The sequence below is a fragment of the Haloferax sp. s1 genome (assembly GCF_058382125.1).
This window is the reverse complement of the sequence record NZ_JBZRPK010000389.1, coordinates 1-3,440: the sequence shown is the minus strand read 5'-3', so window position 1 is coordinate 3,440 and position 3,440 is coordinate 1. Positions and strand designations below refer to the sequence as shown.

The 3,440-nt window shown below is 63.9% G+C and carries 5 protein-coding genes; 2 read left to right on the top strand and 3 right to left on the bottom strand.

From position 1 onward, the window contains the following. Nucleotides 1-332 (bottom strand): bactofilin family protein (locus QT222_RS05000; RefSeq protein WP_491476506.1); only part of this gene is annotated, 332 nt, incomplete at its 3' end. A 169-nt stretch (nt 333-501) separates the two neighbouring features. Here QT222_RS05000 and QT222_RS04995 point away from each other — a divergent pair. Together QT222_RS04995 and QT222_RS04990 are read left to right on the top strand one after the other, a co-directional pair. Beyond that, entirely contained in the window at nt 502-1,476 is a 975-nt protein-coding gene (locus tag QT222_RS04995) for an aldo/keto reductase (protein ID WP_491476505.1), read from the top strand. A 37-nt stretch (nt 1,477-1,513) separates the two neighbouring features. Next, a complete protein-coding gene (locus QT222_RS04990; protein ID WP_004572430.1) occupies nt 1,514-2,008 on the top strand; it encodes a hypothetical protein in 495 nt (164 codons plus the stop codon). On the opposite strand, the gene QT222_RS04985 is transcribed toward QT222_RS04990, so the two are convergent. Beyond that, nucleotides 1,984-3,192 carry an MFS transporter gene (locus tag QT222_RS04985; RefSeq protein WP_004572429.1) on the bottom strand — a complete coding sequence of 403 codons (1,209 nt, stop codon included), beginning with the start codon at nt 3,190-3,192 and terminating at the stop codon, nt 1,984-1,986. The two genes, QT222_RS04990 and QT222_RS04985, sit on opposite strands and share 25 nt — an antisense overlap. A 74-nt stretch (nt 3,193-3,266) precedes the next feature. After that, on the bottom strand, nt 3,267-3,440 hold a 174-nt coding region (locus QT222_RS04980), incomplete at its 5' end, for a DUF7350 domain-containing protein (protein WP_491476507.1).

Sequence of the window (3,440 nt, the reverse complement as noted above, 5' to 3'; positions counted from 1 at the left end):
CGCACGAAACCCGCGCCCGCGGAGAGGCTCACGTCGCCACCGACTGTTCCTTCGATAGTCACGGAGCCTGCGACGCCTTCGAGCGTCCCGGTAATCTCGCCAGTCTCCGTCACGAGGACCGTCCCCGCGGTGGTCTCTACGTTGCCATCGACCGTTCCGGCGATGACGACCGTCCCGCCGATTGCTTCGAGGTCGCCGGTGAAAGTTTCTCCTTCCTCGACGACGACGGTACCGCCGGCTGACGGCCCTTGCTGTGCGGTCGCGACGCCTGCGAGCGAGCCGACGACGAGAACCGCCAACAGGAGTGCAACCAATTGTTTGGATGTGAACATCGGAATCACCGAGGCTTAGCCTCGGTTTACTGATACGATGCGCCGGAGTATAAACATCGAGTGACACTTTCAGTATCGGAGAATCAGCCTCGTCAGTGGAAGACCGAGGGCAGTGTCGAAACCATCCGGTTCGTCCACCTTTTTGCTGATTGCCGGAGACGGTTCGCGCATGGAGTACACGACGCTCGGGAACACCGGCATGGAGGTCTCCCGCATCTGTCTCGGCTGTATGAGTTTCGGCACCTCCGACTGGCGCGAGTGGGTCTTAGACGAGGAGGCAGGCCTCGAACTGGTCGACCGCGCAATCGACCTCGGTATCAACTTCTTCGACACCGCGAACATGTATTCGAACGGCGAGTCGGAGCGCATTCTCGGAAAGGCGCTGGAGGGCCGCCGCGACGAGAACGTCGTCGCCTCGAAGGTGTACTTCCAGATGGACGAAAACGACCCGAACTCGGGCGGTCTCTCCCGGAAGGCCATCGAGCAGGAACTCGACAACTCCCTCGACCGCCTCGGGATGGAGACGCTCGACCTGCTCCAGATTCACCGCTGGGACGACGACACCCCTATCGAGACGACGATGCGCGCCCTCGACGACGCGATTCGGCGGGAGAAAACCCGGTATATCGGCGCGTCGTCGATGTGGGCACACCAGTTCGCCGAAGCGCAGTACACGGCCGACTCGCTCGGTCTCGACCGCTTCGCCACGATGCAGAACCACTACAACCTGCTCTACCGCGAGGAAGAACGCGAGATGCTACCCCTCTGTTCGAAACAGGGCGTCGGCGTCATGCCGTGGTCGCCGCTGGCCCGCGGCTACCTCACCCGCCCGCACGAGGAGTTCGAGGCGACGACCCGCGGCGAGACCGACGAACTCGCCAAGGACCACCCGTACTTCGAAGGCGGCGGCCGCGAAGTGAACGAACGCGTGCAGGAACTCGCCGCCGAAAAGGACGTGAAGATGGCGCAAATCGCGCTGTCGTGGGTGCTCCACAAGGACTGGGTCGACGCACCCATCGTCGGTACCACGAGCGTCGAACACCTCGAAGACGCCGTCGAAGCGCTCGATATCACGCTCTCCGGCTCGGATATCGAGTATCTCGAAGAGCCGTATCAGCCGGTTCGCGTCTCCGGCCACGACTAAGGGAAACCATTTCGGCCCCCAGCCGAGAGATTCGACCGTGTACGACGAACTCGCCAGACTCGCCCGCGACGACCCCGACAGAGTAGCTCTCGGTGTCGAGTTGGTTTTTGCGGCGGTCGCGCTCCTCGGCGTCGCGGCGACGCTCGTCTCACCAACTCTCTCCGCTTTCTTCCTCACCGACCTCGGGTTTCAGGTGGCGGCAGTCGCAATCGTCGCCCTCACGGTCACGTCGTTACTCGCCGCCTCGCGGCGCATCGTCCGCTTTGTCACCGGCCGCGGCGGCCTGAGTATCGAGTCGTTCTGGCGACTGCTCGAAGTGATGTTCGCGTTCTTCGTCACCGGTATCATCGCGTTTGCAGTTCAACTCGGCCAGTTCGCACCAAGCGTTCCCGACCCGCGTGGCAGCAGTCTCTTCGTCGGTCTCTTTCTCGCGTTTATCCTCGCGGGTGTCGGACTCGCGGTTATCGTCTGTCTCCGCGGGATGTGGCTCGTCGTGAACGCCGAGATTCAGTCCGCGCTGGGTGCGGACTGAGCCGCCTCGGCTCGGTCGAGTCGTCTGACCGCCCGAAGCGCGACGGTCGCAATCGCAATCTCCGCGAATCCGACGACGAGAAAGGAAGGGAGGTAGCCAACCATGTCGGCGACGACGCCGCCGATGACGAATCCGGCGAGGAAACCGAGGCTGCCGAAGACGTTGAATCCGCCGAGCGCAGCACCGCGTTCGCCGGGCGGGGCGAGGTCGGTGACGAGTGCCATCGTCGCCGGTGCGACGAGTGCTCCGAAGACACCGACGGCGACCATCAGTCCGGCCGCGAGTTCGAATGAGGGTGCGAGACCGACTGCGATGATGGAGACGCCGTACAGCATCGACCCGACGACGACAGGGGTGAACCGGCCGACGCGGTCAGAAAGCGACCCGAACGGGTACTGCAAGAGGGCGAACGGGACGAAAAAGAGCGCGAGCACGCCGCCTGCGACGGTGGCGTTCACGCCGAACGTTTCGCGGAAGTAGAACACGCCGACGAGCGCGAAGAACCCGGCGGTCATCCGGTCGATGAAGCCGAAGGCGTAGGGGACGGCGAACGCCGGTCGCGAGGCTAATTTTCGGAGGATAGTTCCGATTCCGACGCGGGTCGTATCGGGGGTTCGGTCGGGGACGGTAGTGACGATGAGGGCGACGAAGATGAGCACCGCCGCCGCCGCGTAGAGGGGTGCAAGCGGGTCGAACGTCGAGAGTCGCCCGCCCACGACCGACCCGAGTGCGGCACCGAGTCCGATGGCGATACCGGCAGCGCCCATATTCCGACCGTTTCCGCCCGCGAGGTCGGCGAGCATCGTAATCGACAGCGAGAACGCGCCGATGGTCATCGCACCGCCAAGCAGGCGGACGACGAGCACAGCCCCGAACGTCGCATCGAGTCCCGGCATCGTGGCGAGTGCGAGGAGTGCGAGATAGCTCGATGCGCCGCCCAGCGCGCCGATGACGATGAGCCACGTCCGACTCCCGACCGTGTCGGAGATGGCCCCCCACACGCTCGAAAAGACGACGAACGCCGCGAACTCGGCGACGAGAAAGAGCATCCCCGCCGAGAGGTCGCCGCTGCTGCCGAGTCTCTCGACGAGGTCCGAGACGCCCGGATACAACAGGACCTGCGAGACGAGCACACCCCAAACCGCGAGAGCGAGCGTCATCCGTTCTCGGTTCGTCGAATCCATACGTCGTCGGTCGTTCTGAATCAAAATAGCACTGTCCTTGTCGAATCGGTGTACTGTCCTTGTCGAATCAGTGGTCAACCGAGACGCGCGGGGCCGAAGTCGAGAAACGCCGTTTCGTATCCTTCGTGTCGTGCCACCTGCGGCGGCACGTCGACCGTCACGTCGACTTGGGGGTCGCCGATGTCCTCTCCCGCTGAGAGTCCCGATACAGGCGCGCCGTAGTGGAACCCGAGAGCAGGGTCTAGTCC